Here is a 16,807-nt window from a genome sequence, read left to right as displayed (position 1 = left end):
GCCGAGCGTGGGCTCGGCTCTACATTGCGGCAATGGCCGACATGCAGCGCAGCATTTCGCTGATGTGGAGATCGTCTGCTGCGTCATAGTCTTCCTGCATGGCCAGTCCCGCACTCCGTTATGGTCGTTGGTCGCATACCGGCAATGTCTATGCGATCACCACGGTGACGCGTGCGCGCCGTCCCTGGTTCAGTGACAAGGCCAACGTTGATCTGCTGATCGAAGCCCTGCGCACGGTAGAGCGGACGGGTCGAAGCTTCTCCCTCGCCTGGGTGATCATGCCGGATCACCTGCACTGGTTGATCGAGTTGCGTACCGGCACGCTCGCCGGCTGCATGCAGATCCTGAAGTCCAGGAGTGGACGATCCATCGCCAGGCGTGTTGATGCGAATGCACCGATCTGGCAGCCGGGGTACTACGACCATGCGTTGCGCAGGGATGAATGCCTGCGCACGCAGGCGGTGTATATCGCGGCCAATCCAGTACGCGCAGGGCTGGCCAACTGTCTCGGTGAATATCCCCACGCCTGGAGCAGGTGGCCTCTGCGGGACTAGTGTGGTCTTCAGACGAAGAGCAGCCGAGCGTGGGCTCGGCTCTACAAGGGCATCATGAGATGCCCATGCTCGGCTCCGCAGCCCGTCACGGTCAATCTTCTTCCGGCGGCAGCACAATGGCGTCGTCGTCGATGGCCAGCTTGCCGGCCATCAGCACGGCCTGGGTGCGGTTGGTCACGCCGAGCTTGCGCAGGATGGCGGTGACGTGGGCCTTGATCGTTGCTTCGGAGACGTTGAGGTCGTAGGCGATCTGCTTGTTCAAGCGGCCTGCGCCCAGCATCTGCAGCACGCGGAACTGCTGCGGGGTCAGCTCGCGCAGACGCTGGCCGACTTCGCGCTCCTCTCGCTCGGTCGGTGGCACGTTGTGCGCTTCCGGAGGTGCCCAGGTCTCGCCATCGAGGATGGTGCCCAGCGCATGGCCGATGGTGTCCGAGTCGGCCGACTTGGGAATGAAGCCCAGCGCGCCGTGGTCGAGCGCACGCCGCATCACCGTCGCTTCTTCGCGCGCGGAGACCACCACCACCGGCAGGTGCGGGTGCAGCGAGCGCATGTGCACCAGTGCGTTGAAGCCCTGCGCACCGGGCATGTTCAGGTCCATCAGGACCAGGTCGGCGTCGTTGTGCTGATCGGCCAGTGCATACAGCGCTTCCACGCTGTCGGCCTCGAACAGCTGCACGCCGGGGATGACCCGCTGCACGGCGCCGCGCAGGGCTTCGCGGAACAGCGGGTGGTCATCGGCAATCAGGAGGGTGGTCATGGTCGGGGGGAACCGTGGGGGAAACCAGATGGGGTCAGAGCCCCTGGGGTCAGAGCCCTTTCCTGGCGGAAAGGGATCCGACCCCGGGTCGTGCATCAGCGCACTTTACGCTCGTCCACCAGCGACGCCACCACCGACGGGTCGGCCAGGGTCGAGGTGTCGCCAAGCTGGTCCGGCGCGTTCTCGGCGATCTTGCGCAGGATGCGGCGCATGATCTTGCCCGAGCGGGTCTTCGGCAGGCCCGGCGCCCACTGCAGGTGGTCCGGCGTGGCGATCGGGCCGATTTCCTTGCGTACCCAGGCGACCAGTTCCTTCTGCAGTTCGTCGCTCGGCGCCTCTTCGGCCACCAGGGTCACGTAGGCATAGATGCCCTGGCCCTTCACGTCGTGCGGGAAACCGACCACGGCCGCCTCGGCCACCTTCGGGTGCGAGACCAGCGCGCTTTCCACTTCGGCGGTGCCGATGCGGTGGCCGGACACGTTGATCACGTCGTCAACGCGGCCGGTGATCCAGTAATAGCCGTCCTCGTCGCGGCGGCAACCGTCGCCGGTGAAGTAGCTGCCCGGGTAGGTGCGGAAATAGGTATCGATGAAGCGCTGGTGGTCGCCGTACACCGTGCGCATCTGGCCCGGCCAGGAGTCACGGATGATCAGGTTGCCCTCGGTCGGGCCGTCCTGGATCTCGCCATCAGCATTGACCAGCGCCGGCTGCACGCCGAAGAAGGGCAGGGTGGCCGAACCCGGCTTCAGATCCATCGCACCGGCCAGCGGCGAGATCAGGATGCCGCCGGTCTCGGTCTGCCACCAGGTATCGACGATCGGGCAACGGCTGTCGCCGACCACCTCGTAGTACCAGCGCCAGGCTTCCGGATTGATCGGCTCGCCCACGCTGCCGAGCAGGCGCAGCGAGGTGCGCGAGGTCTTCTTCACCGGCTCCTCGCCCTCGCGCATCAGCGCACGGATGGCGGTCGGGGCGGTGTAGAAGATGCTGACCTTGTGCTTGTCGATGACGTTCCAGAAGCGCGAGGTGTCCGGGTAGTTCGGCACGCCTTCGAACATCAGCGAGGTCGCGCCGTTGGCCAGCGGCCCGTACACGATGTAGCTGTGGCCGGTGACCCAGCCGACGTCGGCGGTGCACCAGTAGATGTCGTCCTCGCGCAGGTCGAACACCGCTTCATGGGTGTAGGCTGCGTACAGCAGGTAGCCACCGGTGGTATGCAGCACGCCCTTCGGCTTGCCGGTGGAACCGGAGGTGTAGAGGATGAACAGCGGGTCTTCCGCGTTCATGCGTTCCGGCTCGCAGCTGGCCGGCTGGCTGTCCACCACATCATGGAACCAGCGGTCGCGCGGCGCCTGCATGTCCACCGCGCCGCCGGTGTGGCGCACCACCAGCACGGTTTCCACGGTATTGGTGCCGGGCAGCTTCAGCGCGGCATCGACGTTGGCCTTCAGCGGAATCCTGCGGCCACCGCGCAGGCCTTCGTCGGCGGTGATGATCAGCTTGCTCTGGCAGTCGCTGACGCGGTCGGCGATCGAGTTCGGCGCGAAGCCACCGAACACCACCGAGTGGATCGCACCGATGCGCGCGCAGGCCAGCATGGCCACGGCGGCGTCGACGATCATCGGCAGGTAGATGGTGACGCGGTCGCCCTTCCTGACCCCGAGGTTGCGCAGCGCATTGCCGAGGCGGCAGGTGCGCTCGTACAGCTCGCGATAGGTCACGTGCTGGGCGGGTGCATCCGGGCCGTCCGGCTCGAACAGCAGGGCGGTCTTGTCGCCGCGCTTCTCGAGCTGGCGATCCAGGCAGTTCACGCTGGCATTGAGCTCGCCATCCTCGAACCACTTGATGTGGAAGTCGGACAGGTCGTAGCTGACGTTCCTGATCTTCGTCGGCTTGCGCATCCACTCCAGCCGTTCGGCGGCCTTGCCCCAGAAACCATCCGGGTCGGTCACCGAAGCCTGGTACTGCTGTTGGTAGGACGTCTTGTCGATGCGTGCCTTGGCGGCGAACTGCGGATCGACGGGGTAGATATCAGCCATGGCACCCTCACTTGCACGTTGACTTTGTGTGTGCGGTCGCAGCATTGCGGCGACCGATCCCCCTCAGTTTGCCCCATCCACCCCCGGCCGCGTCACCACCCTGGTTAGACCATGGTCGAAAGTGAGCGCCCAGCAGGGCCGGGTTCGACCAATGGCGAATAGCCGCTATACATAATCGCCCCGCAGTCTCGGCTCGACCGTGCCCCACGCGCGGCATCACCTTGCCACTTGGGAGAGAGGGCAACATGAGCCACCGTACGTTGAAAGCCGTGCGCAAACCTTTGGCGGCCTGCCTGTTGGTCGCCCTGGTCGCACCGGGCATGGCGTTCGCAGAGACCGCCAAAGAGAAGGCACTGGAAGCACGCGTTGCCGAACTGGAACGCCAGGTCCAGCTGCTGCTGTCTTCGCAGCAACAACAACAGACCCAGATCAGCCAGACCCAGCAGGCGGTGACCGAAGTGCGCACGGTGCAGGCCGAGCAGAAGCCGGTCGCACAGGTGCCGGCCGGCAAGCAGCCGATCCAGGTCACCACCATCACCCCGGGCGCAGCGCCGGGTACCACGGTCAAGATCGGCGGCTTCATCAAGGCCGACTTCCTGGCCACCCAGACCAGCGATGGCCAGCTGGCCGACGACGCCACCGGCCGCTCGCTGTACCTGCCGGGCCAGACCCCGGTGGAAGGCGCCGGCGGCAGCGGCAAGCGTTCGGGCACCGACTTCAACGCCCACGCCAAGTTCTCGCGCTTCAACCTGGGCATCGACAACGTGAGCGAATCGGGCAACAAGGCCGGTGCGTTCTTCGAGATGGATTTCTTCGGCAATTCGCTGGGCAACCAGACCGCCACCAATACCTACGGTGTGACCCTGCGCCACGCCTACATGTACTGGAACAACTGGATGGCCGGCCAGACCTGGTCCAACTTCATGGACGCGGCCGCACTGCCCGAAGCGGTCGACTTCGTCGGCCCCACCGATGGCGTGATCTTCGTGCGCCAGGCCCAGGTGCGCTACACCCAGGGCGGCTTCAGCGTCGCGCTGGAAAACCCGGAAACCACCACCCTCACCGGCACCCGCAACCCGGTCACCGGTGCCTGGACCAACGCCAGCGCCAACTCCGACCGTGGCAGCCTGCCCGACCTGACTCTGCGCTATGGCTGGAAGGGCGACTGGGGCACCTTCGGTGTCGGTGGCATCGTCCGCCAGTTGAAGGTGGACAACCAGGCCACCGGCGCGAAGGCCGACAAGGTGGCCGGCGGCCTGACCCTGGGCGGCAAGTGGGTGATGGGTGACAGCGACTCGCTGCACTACCAGCTGACCGGCGGCGAAGGCATCGCCCGCTACATCGGCCTGGGCATCACCGCCGACAGCGCCTACGACGTGGCCCGCGATGAGCTCAACCCGACCGGCGTGCTGGCCGGCTATGTCGGCTGGCGGCATGCGTTCTCGCCGAAGCTGCGCACCAACCTGATCTACGCGCGCAGCGACTACGACAACGACAGCATCCTCGGCCCGCTGGTGACCAAGAGCGTGCAGAGCATCCGCGGCAACATCTTCTATTCACCACTGCCCAAGGTCGATATCGGCGCCGAGCTGATGTACGGCCGTCGCGAAGTGGAGAACGGCAACAAGGGTGACATCACCCGGTTGCAGTTCACCACCAAGTACAGCTTCTAAGAGCGTGCCGGCCAGCGGCCGGCACCTACCCAAAGCGGAGCCGGTCCGGTGACCGGCACCTACCGAGATTGAGTGCCGACCGGCGGTCGGCACCTACAGAGGGAAAACGTCCCATGTCCAGTACACCCAGCACCGCACATAAAGCGGGCACCCTGACCAAGGGCCACAAGAAGGTCATCTTCGCCTCGAGCCTCGGCACGGTCTTCGAGTGGTATGACTTCTTCCTGTACGGCTCGCTCGCGGCCATCATCGCCAAGCAGTTCTTCAGTGGCGTCAATGAAACCACGGGCATGATCTTCGCCCTGCTGGCGTTCGCCGCCGGCTTCTTCGTGCGCCCGTTCGGTGCGGCCTTCTTCGGCAGCCTCGGCGACCGCATCGGCCGCAAGTACACCTTCCTGGTCACCATCCTGATCATGGGCATCTCGACCTTCCTGGTCGGCGTACTGCCCAACTACGCTTCGATCGGTTTCGCCGCGCCGGTGATCCTGATCATCCTGCGCCTGGCCCAGGGCCTGGCGATGGGCGGCGAGTACGGCGGTGCCGCCACCTACGTGGCCGAGCATGCGCCGGACGACAAGCGCGGCCTGTACACCAGCTTCATCCAGTGCACCGCCACGCTCGGCCTGTTCATGTCGCTGCTGATCATCCTGGCCTGCCGCTACTTCCTGGGCAATGAAGCCTTCGAAGCCTGGGGCTGGCGCATCCCGTTCCTGGTATCGATCCTGCTGCTGGGCGTGTCGGTATGGATCCGCCTGCAGCTGAGCGAATCGCCGCTGTTCCAGCAGATGAAGTCCGAGGGCAAGGGCTCCAAGACGCCGTTCCGTGACAGCCTGAAGGGCGGCAACCTGAAGCTGATGCTGCTGGTCCTGCTCGGCGCTGCAGCCGGCCAGGCCGTGGTCTGGTACGGCGGCCAGTTCTACGCGTTGTTCTTCCTCAGCAGCATGCTCAAGGTTGATGCCACCACCTCCTACCTGCTGATCGCGGCGGCGCTGGCGCTGGGCGTGCCGTTCTTCATCTTCTTCGGCTGGCTGTCCGACCGTATCGGCCGCAAGAAGATCATCCTGGCCGGCTGCCTGCTGGCAGCTGTTACCTACATCCCGATCTTCAAGGGCCTGACCCACTTCGCCAACCCGGCCATCGAAGAAGCCCGCAGCAGCTCGCCGGCGCTGGTCGTGGCCGATCCGAACACCTGCTCGTTCCAGTTCGATCCGGTGGGCCTGCGCAAGTTCACCAGCTCCTGCGACGTGGCCACCGCCGCGCTGACCAAGGCCGGTGTGCCGTACGACGTGCAGCCCGCCGCCGCCGGTTCGCTGGCGATGGTGAACGTGGGCAGTGCCAGCGTCACCTCGTATGAGGCCGCTGGCCTGACCAAGGAAGAAGGCAAGGCCAAGGCCGATGCATTCGGTGCGGAACTGAAGACTGCCCTGACCACCGCCGGTTATCCGGCCAAGGCTGATGGCGCCCGCATCAACATCGCCGGCACCATCTTCATGCTGTGGCTGCTGGTGCTGTACGTGACCATGGTCTACGGTCCGATTGCTGCCTACCTGGTGGAACTGTTCCCGACCCGCATCCGCTACACCTCGATGTCGCTGCCGTACCACATCGGCAACGGCTGGTTCGGTGGCTTCCTGCCGGCGATCTCGTTCGCGCTGGTGGCCGGTACCGGCAACCTGTACTACGGCCTGTGGTACCCCATCATCATCGCGCTGATGTCGGTGGTGATCGGCGGCCTGTTCCTGCGCGAGACCAAGGACGTGGATATCACCAAGTAAGAATGATGTTCATCAGATGAAGGAGAGGCCGTGGTGCAGACCACGGCCTTTTCGTTTCCCTGTAGCGCCGAGCCATGCTCGGCGACCGTGCAACGCGCGGCACAGAATTCCGCAGACGCGAACAGACAGCACTCAATGCCGTCATCGCGGTTGACAAGCATCCGAAGCCACAGCCCGTATCGCGCCCGGGGTCAGATCCCTTTCGCATGCGAAAGGGATCTGACTCAATCGCGGTAGGCAGTGCAAGTTAGAGCCTGGTGCAGTCGATCAACAGTAGGCTCTACCCGCCGTACAGTGCCCTTCTCTGCGAGGGAGGGACGTCAAAGATCCCCGCATCGATCAGCTTCCCGTAGTGGTCCCTGTTGCCTGGGCCTGGTGGGTCGCAGCGAAGCAGATTGTCGAGGGAACCATCGGGTGCATCCGAGGGACTCAGGCGGCCTGAGACATAGTCCTCCGCGGTGGGGCGCCCATCAGCAAGGATCAGCTCTGGAAGCGCCGAAGATACCCAGGCGCCAGCGTCATTGAACTGCCCTCCACAGAATTGCCCGGTCTGACGCGCGAACAGGCAGCCGCTTTGTGTGTCGATGAAACCGCAGTACTGCCTTTCATGCAGAGAACCGCGCCCATCCGTCAAGCCAACCTCCCCGGATTCCAAGTCAGTGACAAGCACATACCGACCGTCAGGGGACGTCGTCGGATCGGGGTCGTACTCGAACAGAGAGTACGAGCGCTTGCCGAGTGCCATGCGGCGCACCAGTTTGCCCTGCTTCATCACCGACAGGTTCCGGTAGCGACCGCTCTCCTCGCCGTCGTATCGCAGTGTGATGTTGCTGCCAGCGTGCACCCATCTCCCGCTGCCAGCCTTCGTATCCTCTGTTGAAGCCAGTGTTGCAAGCAGAGTGAAGATCAAGCTCAACAAGTTCATTCTCCAGGAAACCGTCATCTTCAGGCGGGAGCATGCGATGGGCATCAGGGGCTCGTGTTGGTCACTTCGGGACATTCACCTTCCTCCGCCAGCTGTCGCCTCGAGAACTCCTTGAGGCAGAACAAGCGCTGTTCACTCTCATCGCCTGCCTGCCCGATCTTTCTGCGCAACTGGTCGGCTTCCGGGCAGCGCGCAGCGCGAGCGACAACGAGGTTGCACACAGGAACAAACGGGAAGTACACGTCATGGCGTGGAACGTTCAGCTTCTCGTCCCAGGCCTTGAACGGGAAGAGCACATGTAACAACCCATCTGCCGCCTCATCTTCGTTTGGTCGCGTGAGGGCGACATCCGGCGCATCCCTGAGCAACGCCGTATAGGCGTCCAGGAAGCGACGGCCTCGACTCTCGTGCTCTGCTGGTGTCTTCGCCTGCCGCAAGGCGGTGTAGTACGGGAAGACGCTGTCTACATCGGGTCCGCCGCAGGTCACGCCGGACGAACGTGAGCTGTCTTTGACGGGGGGCTGTAGATAGCAGGTCGTACGTTCGAGTCTCTCTGCAAGTATCTCGAGCACCCTGCCAATACTGGCACCGGGTGTGGCATCGCCCTCGAGATCGCCGACGACGGCAGCCAGGGTGTCGCCTACCAACGGGATGTGTTCGTGCTCGGCGTTCAGGCCGACTTCCGCGACATCAATGGACTGCTCGCTGGCATCGGCAGTTCCGGCCATGAGAAGACATCCGGTCAGAAATGCAAATACGCGTCGCATCTACGCATGTTATTGGAGGTGGAACACTACCTTCAGCGCGCTGACGTCGTGCGGCAATGAAACAAGTACGAATCTACATATCAGCCCAGTATTTGATCGTACCGGTGCGGGATGACGTATCCAGCCACACGGAAGACGGGGGCTTCTAGCAAGAACTGCCAACTTCTGACGCAAATGGCCCGAACTCCCTTTGTTCGTCAGTACGCCCCATAGCATGTGTGATTCATCGAATCGGATCGGGACATGCGCAGGGTACTTCTGGCAGCGATCATCACTGTCTCAGCGTCAGCGGCTGGCGCTGAAACGCATGTAGCTGCCGACGGTGCGACACCGCAGGGAAGCCTGCGAGTCGAGGAAAGATCGCCCGTGATCAAACAACTTTGCAAGACAGAGAAGGTCTGGCTGTCCTGGAACAACGCCGTACCAAACGCAACGCTGGTGACCTGCGATTGCAGTTGCACATCGCATGACAACTCAGGATGGCTTGTCGAGGCGCAACCGGAAGTCGACACCTATCGGGTACATCGCGTCTCTCTCGGCAAGGTTTTCAGTCCCACGGAGTTACGTCGGGCTGGTGCGCGGATTCAGGACATCGTCTCGTCGCATCCGTGGTGTTCAGCCGCCAAACCGAGCGTGCCGACGAATGCCGTGTTCGCGACGTTGGTGAAGCAGCCCACGGAATCGGGGGATGAGCCTTACTGCTTTACACCCCACTTCTTCGTAGGTGATCGGAATGTCCCCCTGAAGAGGATTCCAGTGTCGGGCGAACAGTTCTCCGACGCGCCCGCAGCAGAATCAGCACTGATCGCGCGGGAGGTCGAGATGCTGCGTGACTGGAGGCGGGAGTTTGCGCCTGAGTAGGGCATTGGTGCCCTCGGACAAGAAATGAGGGCTATACATTATGGAGTTTCAATGATGTTTGCTTTGAAGCGCGTGGCGCTGGCATTTCTTGCTGGCCCACCTCTGCTCTTGTCTGCCTACGCTGTGGATGCGAGTGCGATCTATGGCGTCAACCACACCCACTGGGCGATCAACCGGTTCAGTGTCGATGGTCGTTCAGCCGTTGACATCATTGGCCCATATCAAGGCGGGGGTGGAGGCTGCTGCTACGGTGCACCAGAGCGCTGGTATCCGGGGCTGACGGTGCGGGTTGACTGGGAAACGGGTGCAGGAAGCTCGATAGATTTTCCTGGGACAGAAGATTGGTCCAAAGTTCTGGCTTGGAGAGAAAAAATCCTGGCGCAGAAGCGCAGGCAAAGCAAAGTCGTCCCCGTCCCGGACTACACCGGCCAGGACGTCTGCGGCATCACCGTGCATTTCCTGCCCTGCGATGAGATTCAGGTCACCACCTCCTGTTACGCGTACAGCAGCCCCGAGTACCCGATCAAAATCCCGCTTGAGTTGCCAGAACCTCAGTCATGCCCGGCAGAACCTACCGACCAGAAGAAGGCGTAGTGATGGACGGGTTTGCATGCGAGGGTGAACGCATGCAAGGCGGTTGGGAGGTGTCCGAATGAGACCCCGTGCCAGGACGTGAAGGTTGGCATGCGAGCCAAGCACGGCTCGACCCTACAATCGGCCCATGACCACCATCGCCCCAGCCGACCTCCCCGCCATCCTGCACACCCTGCGCAGCGCCTGGCAGTCGCAGCGCCCTTCGCTCGACCAGCGCGAGAATGACCTGCACCGCCTGCGCGAGGCATTGAAGCCGCGCTTGGACGAAATGGCCCAGGCCATCGCCGAGGACTTCGGCCACCGCGCCCACACCGAATCGAAACTGGCCGATGGCATGAGCGTGCTGTCGGCCATCGACCACCTGCGCCGCCACCTGCGGCGCTGGTCGAAGCCGCAGCGGGCATCGGCGGGCTGGAAGCTGTGGCCGGCGCGCGCGCAGCTGCGGCCGACGCCACTGGGCGCGGTCGGGGTGATCTCGCCCTGGAATTACCCGGTCACGCTGGCCCTGGTGCCGCTGGCCACCGCGATTGCCGCTGGCAACCACGTGCTGCTGAAGCCCTCTGAACACACGCCGCGCACCAGCGCGTTCCTGGCCGATCTGCTGGCCAGTGTGTTCCCGCCCGATCGGGTGGCGGTGGTGCAGGGCGGGGCGGATGTGGCCGCAGCGGTGTCGTCGCTGCCGCTGGACCATCTGCTGTTCACCGGCTCGACGGCCGTTGGTCGCAAGGTGATGGCGGCCGCAGCCGAGCATCTGGTGCCGGTCACGCTGGAACTGGGCGGCAAGTCGCCGGCGATTGTCTGTCGCGATTTCCCGCTGGACAAGGCCGCCGCGCGGTTGGCCACCGGCAAGTGGTTCAACGCCGGCCAGACCTGCATCGCGCCGGATTATGTGCTGATCGATACCGTTCGCCAGCGCGAGTTCGTACAGGCGCTGCAGCAGCAGGTGCGCGAGCGCTACGGCGATTTCAGCGATGCCGACGACTACACGCGCATCATCAACGAAGGCCAGTACCGGCGCCTGCAGGGCTATCTGGCGCAGGCGCGCGAACGCGGTGTGCCAGTGATTCCGCTGGCGCAGGTGGATGATGCGCGTGCTGACCGTGAGCGCCTGCTGGTGCCGACCGTGGTGCTGGACCCGCCGGACGACCTGGACCTGATGCGCGAGGAGATCTTCGGGCCGATCCTGCCGGTGCGGGCCTACCCGGATCTGGATGCTGCGCTGGCCGACGTGCTGTCGCGTGACCGGCCCCTGGCGCTGTATCCCTTCAGCCATGACACGGCGACGGTGGAGCGCATCCTCGGCCAGGTGGTGGCGGGCGGGGTGACGGTGAATGACACGCTGCTGCACTTCGCCGCCGATGGCCTGCCGTTTGGCGGGGTAGGGGCCAGCGGCATGGGCGCGTACCACGGGCAGGCCGGGTTCGATGCAATGAGCAAGCGGCTGCCGGTGCTGTGGCAGTCGCGCTGGGCCGCCAGCGACCGGCTGCGGCCGCCATATTCGAAGATTGCGGGGTTGTTGAAGCTGCTGCTGCGGTGAACCCAGGCAGGGCGTGGCTCTACTGAATCAGGGCCCGATTCTTCTGTAGAGCCGAGCCTACGCTCGGCTGCTCTTGGCTGGGTGCCCGATCAATGCAGCCGAGCGTGGGCTCGGCTCTACACGGGAATCCGGGCCGACCCCCATCCCGCCCACCCAGGTAGAATGCGCCCATGAAGATCGCCTCGTGGAACGTCAATTCGCTCAATGTCCGCCTGCCGCACCTGGAGCAGTGGCTCAAGGAGTTCGGCCCGGACATCGTCGGTATCCAGGAAACCAAGCTGGAGGACCACAAGTTCCCCGATTCGGCGCTGATCGCCGCGGGTTACCGCAGCGTGTTCGCCGGCCAGAAGACCTACAACGGCGTGGCGCTGCTGTCGCGTGAGCCGGCGCAGGACGTGCAGATCGGCATTCCCGGCTTCGAGGACGAGCAGAAGCGCGTCATCGCCGGCACCTTCGGCGACCTGCGGGTGATCAACCTGTACGTGGTCAACGGCCAGGACATCGGCACCGACAAGTACGACTACAAGCTGCGCTGGCTGGACGCGGTGCATGCCTGGATCGCCGAAGAACTGCAGCGGCACCCGAAGCTGATCGTGATGGGCGACTTCAACATCGCCCCGGACGCGCGCGACGTGCACGATCCGGAGGTGTGGAACGACAACCACATCCTGACCTCCACCGCCGAGCGCGGCGCGCTCAACAAGCTGCTGCAGCTGGGCCTGCACGATGGCTTCCGCCTGCACAATGACGAGGCGGGTACCTTCAGCTGGTGGGATTACCGCGCCGCCGGTTTCCGCCGCAACCTGGGCCTGCGCATCGACCTGACCCTGGTCTCCGACGCGCTGAAGGGCAGTGCGGTGGCCTCGGGCATCGACCGCGAACCGCGTACCTGGGAACGCCCGAGCGACCATGCGCCGGCGTGGGTGCAGTTGGGTTGAACGAACGGGGCCCGACGATTGCCGGGCCCGTTCTGGAAGGTCTGCCGGCCGGCGGCCGACACTACCCTCAGATCACCGTATGCTCTTGCGGGTGAACAGGTTGACGATCGCCAGCAGGATCACCGCACCGATCAGCGAGAACAGGAAGGTGCGGATGGTGATCGCTTCGTTGATGCCGCCGCCGAACAGCCAGCCGGAAATCAGCGCGCCGACGATGCCGACCACGATATTGAGGATGATGCCCTGCTGGGCATCGCGCTTCATGATGATGCTGGCCAGCCAGCCTACGATGCCGCCGACGATCAGCCAGATGATGATGCCCATGATCGAACCTCCGGTGGGGAACTGTGACCAGTTGACGCGCAGGGCTGTGAACCCGTCGTGGAATTGCGTGATGGGCGCGTGCGGATGAGCCTGCCAGCGACCTTGGACGGCCCGTGGCGCTTCGGTCCGGTGACGGTCTGGCGGCGCCCGCATGTGCCGGGCCAGCGTGGTGAACCGCAGGCGCGGCAGGTGCTGGCACAGGCACTGGGTACCGATCCGGAGGCGCTGCCGCTGGTCCGCGACGACAAGGGCCGGCCGGAGCTGAGCGGCGCGCTGGCCCACTACGGCACTGGCTGGAGCCACAGCGGCGAGGTGTTGCTGGTGGCGCTGGGCGAGGGTGTGCGGCTGGGCGTGGACCTGGAACTGCTGCGGCCGCGGGCCCGCCTGCTGGAGATCGTGCAGCGTTTCTTCCACCCCGAGGAAGTGGCCTGGCTGGAAAGCCTGGACGAGGCCGGGCGCGAGCACTGGTTCTTCCGCGTGTGGTGCATCAAGGAGGCCATCCTGAAGGCGCATGGGCAGGGCATCTCGTTCGGCCTGCACCGCCTGCAGCTGGCGCCGGGGGCCGATGGCGCCCTGCACCTGCGCTGGTGCGACCCGGAACTGGGCGAGGCCGCGCGCTGGCACCTGCACGAATGGCAGGCCAGCGGCCAGTTCCGTGCCGCATTGGCTTGGTATCCGCACTGAAGCGGGGAATCAGCGTGCAAAACCAGCGATAATGGCAGCATGAGCGAACACCCACTTCCCGCCAGCGTGGCTGCCACGCTGGAACAGGGCCTGGCCAGCATGGGCCTGGACGCCGCGCTGGCGCCGCCGCTGCTGCGCTACCTGGCCCTGCTGCACCGCTGGAACGGCACCTACAACCTCACCGCCATCCGCGACCCGCAGGAGATGGTTACCCGCCACCTGCTCGATTCGCTGGCAATGCAGCCGTTCGTGGCTGATGGCAGCCTGGCCGACCTCGGTACCGGCCCCGGGCTGCCCGGCATCCCGCTGGCGATCGCCTGCCCGGGCCTGCAGGTCACCCTGGTCGAGAGCAACGGCAAGAAGGCGCGCTTCATGCGCGAGGCCGTGCGCCAGCTCGGCCTGGACAACGCCCGCGTGGCCGAATCGCGCGCCGAGGCGCTGGACGAGGCCGGTCGTTACGACCAGCTGACCGCGCGCGCGATGGACACCCTGGCCGGCATCGTCCGCGTCGGTGGCCACCTGCTGCGCCCCGGCGGCGTGCTGCTGGCCATGAAGGGCGTCTACCCGCATGAAGAGATCGCGGACCTGCCGGCTGGCTGGCAGGTGCGTGAGGTGACCCCGCTGAGCGTGCCCGGCCTGGCCGGCGAACGCCACCTGGTCACCGTTACAGGTCCCTGATTCCCGCCGCCAGCCCCTTGTGGAACAACGGGTTGGCGATTCACGATTTCCGCAAGGGGCCGGTTGTACGCATAATGACCGGTCCCAGCACACGTCGACGAGGCACACCCGCATGGCCCGCATCATCGCCATCGCCAACCAGAAGGGTGGCGTCGGCAAGACCACGACCGCCGTCAACCTGGCCGCTTCCCTGGCCAACGCACCCAAGCGCGTGCTGTTGGTCGACCTGGATTCGCAGGGCAACGCGACCATGGGCAGTGGCGTGGACAAGCGTGAGCTGGTCTCCTCCACCTACGATCTGCTGCTGGGCGAGTCCAGCGCCGCCGATGTACGCGTGCAGACCGCCGAAGGCTACGACCTGCTGCCCGGCAACATCGACCTGACCGCCGCCGAGATCCAGCTGATGGCGCAGAGCGAGCGCGAGCAGCGGCTGAAGCGCGCGCTGGCACCGATCCGCGACGAGTACGACTACATCCTGATCGACTGCCCGCCGGCACTGTCGCTGCTGACGCTCAACGCGCTGGCCGCCGCCGATTCGGTGATCGTGCCGATGCAGTGCGAGTACTACGCACTGGAAGGCCTGAGCGCGCTGGTGGAAACCATCGAAGCGCTGCGTGCCAACCTCAACCCGGCGCTGGAGATCGAAGGCGTGCTGCGCACCATGTTCGACGTGCGCAACAACCTGGCCAACGCGGTGTCGGCCGAGCTTACCGAGCACTTCGGCGACCGCGTGTTCCGCACCATCGTGCCGCGCAACGTGCGCCTGGCCGAGGCGCCCAGCCATGGCCAGAGCATCGTCGGCTACGACCGCGCCTCGCGCGGTGGCGTGGCCTACCTGGGCCTGGCCGGCGAGATCATCCGCCGCAACAACGAACGCAACAAGGCCGCCAAGGCCGTGGAGACCGTCTGATGACCAGCAGCAAGCCGGCAGCCAAGAAGCGAGGCCTCGGCCGTGGCCTGGATGCGCTGCTGGGTCCCAAGGGAGCGGTCAGCCAGGTGCAGGCCACCACCGCGGTGATCGAGCCGCTGCCGGGTGAAGTGCTGCGCAAGCTGGCCGTGGGCCAGCTGCAGCCGGGCAAGTACCAGCCGCGCCGCGAGATGGACGAGGGCAAGCTGTCCGAGCTGGCCGACTCGATCAAGTCGCAGGGCGTGATCCAGCCGATCCTGGTGCGCCAGCTGCCGGCGGGCAACTACGAAATCGTCGCCGGTGAGCGCCGCTGGCGCGCATCGCAGCTGGCCGGCCTGGACGAAGTGCCGGTGGTGGTGCGCGAGCTGGAAGACCGCACCGTCATCGCGATGGCGCTGATCGAGAACATCCAGCGCGAAGACCTCAACCCGCTGGAAGAAGCCGAGGCGCTGCAGCGCCTGATCAGCGAATTCACCCTCACCCATGCCGAGGCCGCCGAGGCCGTCGGCCGCTCGCGCGCGGCGGTGTCCAACCTGCTGCGCCTGCTGGAGCTGCCGGTGGCCATCCGCCTGCTGCTGGAAACCCGTCGCCTGGAAATGGGCCATGCCCGTGCGCTGCTGACGCTGGCCCCCGAGCTGGCCGGCAAGCTGGCGCAGGAAGCGGCCGATGAGGGTTGGTCGGTGCGTGAAGTCGAGCGCCGGGCGCAGGCCTTCGCCGCCGGCAAGGTGCCGAGCAACCGCCCGGTCGCCACGCCGAAGGTGCAGCAGGCCGACATCGCGTCGCTGGAAACCGAACTGTCCGAAGCGCTGGGTGCCAAGGTGGCGATCAGCCACGGCCGCGGCGGCAAGGGCAAGCTGATCATCCACTACACCGATCTGGATACCCTGGACGGCGTGCTGGAAAAACTGCGTACGCGCCAGGGCTGAGCCCGGCGCAGCGCCAGGGGATGCGGCCTGTTCCTGCTGCGTCCTGTAGATGACAGGGAACGCACCGCCGCGCGCGCCGGGGGATGCACTGCTCTCCGGTCCGTGGCCTCATCCAGGGAGCAGGACATGAGCAACACATTCGACGACGTCAGTCCGGGCGGCAGCCCGATCATGGTGCACAGCCGCCAGAAAGACTTCAGCCCCGCGCAGGGCGAAGCACACATCGAGGCGATCAGCGCCCACATCGAGCGCCATCTCGGCCCGGTTTCCGGTGTCTTCCACGAAATCATCTCCGACCTGGTGCACATCGACGTGCATGTGGTGCCGGCCAATGACCAGTTCCCGTACCTGCGCCTGGTCACCTCCGGCATGAGCGACCTGCCGATGACCGTGCCAGCGGAAGTGGATGCGGACGTGCCGCGCTACATGGAGCTGATGGTGACCCTGCCGGCCGACTGGCCGATCTCCCAGGACGCCTTCGAGGACGAGCGCAACTACTGGCCGGTGCGCCTTTTGAAGGGCATGGCGCGGCTGCCGCACGAGTACGACACCTGGCTGGGCTTCGGCCACACCATTCCCAACGGCCATCCCAGCGAGCCCTATGCGCCGGGGGTGGGCTTCGACGGTGCCATCGTGTTGCCGCCGGTGACCACCCCGGAGGACTTCGCCACGCTGCAACTGGACGACGGCAAGATCATCAGCTTCATGACCCTGGTTCCGCTGTACCCGGAAGAGATGGACCTGAAGCTGAAGAAGGGCGCCGAAGCGCTGCTCGACCGCTTCGATGCGAAGAAGATCCAGGACGTGATCGAACCCGGCCGCGGCAACGTGGCCAAGAAGCGTTTCGGGCTGTTCTGAGCCCGCAGCG

General features: G+C 65.2%; 17 protein-coding genes. 12 read left to right on the top strand and 5 right to left on the bottom strand.

Going from position 1 to position 16,807, the window contains the following annotated elements; translation table 11 throughout:
- The first annotated feature begins 98 nt into the window (after positions 1-98).
- Complete coding sequence (locus tag ACZK0Z_RS21955) at positions 99-554, top strand: REP-associated tyrosine transposase (RefSeq protein ID WP_049432088.1); 456 nt, start codon at positions 99-101, stop codon at positions 552-554.
- A 91-nt stretch (positions 555-645) separates the two neighbouring features.
- On the opposite strand, the gene ACZK0Z_RS21950 is transcribed toward ACZK0Z_RS21955, so the two are convergent.
- Positions 646-1,311 (bottom strand): response regulator transcription factor, encoded by a 666-nt coding sequence (locus ACZK0Z_RS21950; RefSeq protein ID WP_005411662.1) that lies wholly within the window; start codon positions 1,309-1,311, stop codon positions 646-648.
- A 95-nt stretch (positions 1,312-1,406) separates the two neighbouring features.
- A complete protein-coding gene (acs, locus tag ACZK0Z_RS21945) occupies positions 1,407-3,350 on the bottom strand; it encodes an acetate--CoA ligase (RefSeq protein WP_049432091.1) in 1,944 nt (647 codons plus the stop codon).
- Positions 3,351-3,595: 245 nt separating this feature from the next.
- On the opposite strand from acs, the gene ACZK0Z_RS21940 reads away from it, so the two are divergent.
- The gene (locus ACZK0Z_RS21940) at positions 3,596-5,023 is read left to right on the top strand and encodes a DcaP family trimeric outer membrane transporter (RefSeq protein WP_197633290.1); all 1,428 of its coding nucleotides are present in this window, start codon (positions 3,596-3,598) and stop codon (positions 5,021-5,023) included.
- 113 nt (positions 5,024-5,136) lie between these two features.
- Positions 5,137-6,798, top strand: a complete 1,662-nt coding sequence (locus ACZK0Z_RS21935; RefSeq protein ID WP_057494016.1) for an MFS transporter — start codon at positions 5,137-5,139, stop codon at positions 6,796-6,798.
- A gap of 280 nt (positions 6,799-7,078) precedes the next feature.
- Here the strand turns inward: ACZK0Z_RS21935 and ACZK0Z_RS21930 are convergent, their stop codons facing one another.
- A complete protein-coding gene (locus ACZK0Z_RS21930) occupies positions 7,079-7,723 on the bottom strand; it encodes a hypothetical protein (protein ID WP_197633289.1) in 645 nt (214 codons plus the stop codon).
- Between the two features lie 44 nt (positions 7,724-7,767).
- Positions 7,768-8,451, bottom strand: a complete 684-nt coding sequence (locus tag ACZK0Z_RS21925; protein ID WP_197633288.1) for a hypothetical protein — start codon at positions 8,449-8,451, stop codon at positions 7,768-7,770.
- Positions 8,452-8,856: 405 nt separating this feature from the next.
- Here ACZK0Z_RS21925 and ACZK0Z_RS21920 point away from each other — a divergent pair, with 405 nt between their 5' ends.
- From ACZK0Z_RS21920 to xth, 4 genes are all read left to right on the top strand, one after another.
- Positions 8,857-9,351 carry a hypothetical protein gene (locus ACZK0Z_RS21920; RefSeq protein ID WP_152906616.1) on the top strand — a complete coding sequence of 165 codons (495 nt, stop codon included), beginning with the start codon at positions 8,857-8,859 and terminating at the stop codon, positions 9,349-9,351.
- 54 nt (positions 9,352-9,405) lie between these two features.
- Positions 9,406-9,945: a DUF3304 domain-containing protein gene (locus tag ACZK0Z_RS21915; RefSeq protein WP_049432129.1), complete on the top strand. Its 540-nt coding sequence runs from the start codon at positions 9,406-9,408 to the stop codon at positions 9,943-9,945.
- Positions 9,946-10,072: 127 nt separating this feature from the next.
- Entirely contained in the window at positions 10,073-11,482 is a 1,410-nt protein-coding gene (locus tag ACZK0Z_RS21910) for an aldehyde dehydrogenase family protein (protein ID WP_197633287.1), read from the top strand.
- A gap of 170 nt (positions 11,483-11,652) precedes the next feature.
- Positions 11,653-12,420 (top strand): exodeoxyribonuclease III, encoded by a 768-nt coding sequence (gene xth, locus ACZK0Z_RS21905; RefSeq protein ID WP_197632579.1) that lies wholly within the window; start codon positions 11,653-11,655, stop codon positions 12,418-12,420.
- Positions 12,421-12,492: 72 nt separating this feature from the next.
- On the opposite strand, the gene ACZK0Z_RS21900 is transcribed toward xth, so the two are convergent.
- Positions 12,493-12,744, bottom strand: coding sequence for a GlsB/YeaQ/YmgE family stress response membrane protein (locus ACZK0Z_RS21900; RefSeq protein ID WP_005411656.1), 252 nt, complete (start codon positions 12,742-12,744; stop codon positions 12,493-12,495).
- 84 nt (positions 12,745-12,828) lie between these two features.
- On the opposite strand from ACZK0Z_RS21900, the gene ACZK0Z_RS21895 reads away from it, so the two are divergent.
- From ACZK0Z_RS21895 to ACZK0Z_RS21875, 5 genes are all read left to right on the top strand, one after another.
- Positions 12,829-13,428 carry a 4'-phosphopantetheinyl transferase superfamily protein gene (locus tag ACZK0Z_RS21895; RefSeq protein ID WP_197632610.1) on the top strand — a complete coding sequence of 200 codons (600 nt, stop codon included), beginning with the start codon at positions 12,829-12,831 and terminating at the stop codon, positions 13,426-13,428.
- A gap of 39 nt (positions 13,429-13,467) precedes the next feature.
- Positions 13,468-14,106, top strand: coding sequence for a 16S rRNA (guanine(527)-N(7))-methyltransferase RsmG (rsmG, locus tag ACZK0Z_RS21890; RefSeq protein WP_049436024.1), 639 nt, complete (start codon positions 13,468-13,470; stop codon positions 14,104-14,106).
- 112 nt (positions 14,107-14,218) lie between these two features.
- Positions 14,219-15,016, top strand: a complete 798-nt coding sequence (locus ACZK0Z_RS21885; RefSeq protein ID WP_032128472.1) for a ParA family protein — start codon at positions 14,219-14,221, stop codon at positions 15,014-15,016.
- Entirely contained in the window at positions 15,016-15,939 is a 924-nt protein-coding gene (locus tag ACZK0Z_RS21880) for a ParB/RepB/Spo0J family partition protein (RefSeq protein ID WP_019338308.1), read from the top strand. Before ACZK0Z_RS21885 ends, ACZK0Z_RS21880 begins: the two co-directional genes overlap by 1 nt.
- Before the next feature lie 126 nt (positions 15,940-16,065).
- Positions 16,066-16,797: a suppressor of fused domain protein gene (locus ACZK0Z_RS21875; protein ID WP_336339720.1), complete on the top strand. Its 732-nt coding sequence runs from the start codon at positions 16,066-16,068 to the stop codon at positions 16,795-16,797.
- The last annotated feature ends 10 nt before the right edge of the window (positions 16,798-16,807 follow it).

The sequence above is a fragment of the Stenotrophomonas sp. 116085_Sma genome (assembly GCF_056479585.1).
This window is presented reverse-complemented; position numbering and strand designations above follow the sequence as displayed.

Bases quoted from the DNA above. Each gene is read 5' to 3' on its own strand.
- ACZK0Z_RS21955 (WP_049432088.1), top strand. From the start codon at position 99: ATGGCCAGTCCCGCACTCCGTTATGGTCGTTGGTCGCATACCGGCAAT.
- ACZK0Z_RS21950 (WP_005411662.1), bottom strand. From the start codon at position 1,311: ATGACCACCCTCCTGATTGCCGATGACCACCCGCTGTTCCGCGAAGCC.
- acs (WP_049432091.1), bottom strand. From the start codon at position 3,350: ATGGCTGATATCTACCCCGTCGATCCGCAGTTCGCCGCCAAGGCACGC.
- ACZK0Z_RS21940 (WP_197633290.1), top strand. From the start codon at position 3,596: ATGAGCCACCGTACGTTGAAAGCCGTGCGCAAACCTTTGGCGGCCTGC.
- ACZK0Z_RS21935 (WP_057494016.1), top strand. From the start codon at position 5,137: ATGTCCAGTACACCCAGCACCGCACATAAAGCGGGCACCCTGACCAAG.
- ACZK0Z_RS21930 (WP_197633289.1), bottom strand. From the start codon at position 7,723: ATGAACTTGTTGAGCTTGATCTTCACTCTGCTTGCAACACTGGCTTCA.
- ACZK0Z_RS21925 (WP_197633288.1), bottom strand. From the start codon at position 8,451: ATGGCCGGAACTGCCGATGCCAGCGAGCAGTCCATTGATGTCGCGGAA.
- ACZK0Z_RS21915 (WP_049432129.1), top strand. From the start codon at position 9,406: ATGTTTGCTTTGAAGCGCGTGGCGCTGGCATTTCTTGCTGGCCCACCT.
- ACZK0Z_RS21910 (WP_197633287.1), top strand. From the start codon at position 10,073: ATGACCACCATCGCCCCAGCCGACCTCCCCGCCATCCTGCACACCCTG.
- xth (WP_197632579.1), top strand. From the start codon at position 11,653: ATGAAGATCGCCTCGTGGAACGTCAATTCGCTCAATGTCCGCCTGCCG.
- ACZK0Z_RS21900 (WP_005411656.1), bottom strand. From the start codon at position 12,744: ATGGGCATCATCATCTGGCTGATCGTCGGCGGCATCGTAGGCTGGCTG.
- ACZK0Z_RS21895 (WP_197632610.1), top strand. From the start codon at position 12,829: ATGAGCCTGCCAGCGACCTTGGACGGCCCGTGGCGCTTCGGTCCGGTG.
- rsmG (WP_049436024.1), top strand. From the start codon at position 13,468: ATGAGCGAACACCCACTTCCCGCCAGCGTGGCTGCCACGCTGGAACAG.
- ACZK0Z_RS21885 (WP_032128472.1), top strand. From the start codon at position 14,219: ATGGCCCGCATCATCGCCATCGCCAACCAGAAGGGTGGCGTCGGCAAG.
- ACZK0Z_RS21880 (WP_019338308.1), top strand. From the start codon at position 15,016: ATGACCAGCAGCAAGCCGGCAGCCAAGAAGCGAGGCCTCGGCCGTGGC.
- ACZK0Z_RS21875 (WP_336339720.1), top strand. From the start codon at position 16,066: ATGAGCAACACATTCGACGACGTCAGTCCGGGCGGCAGCCCGATCATG.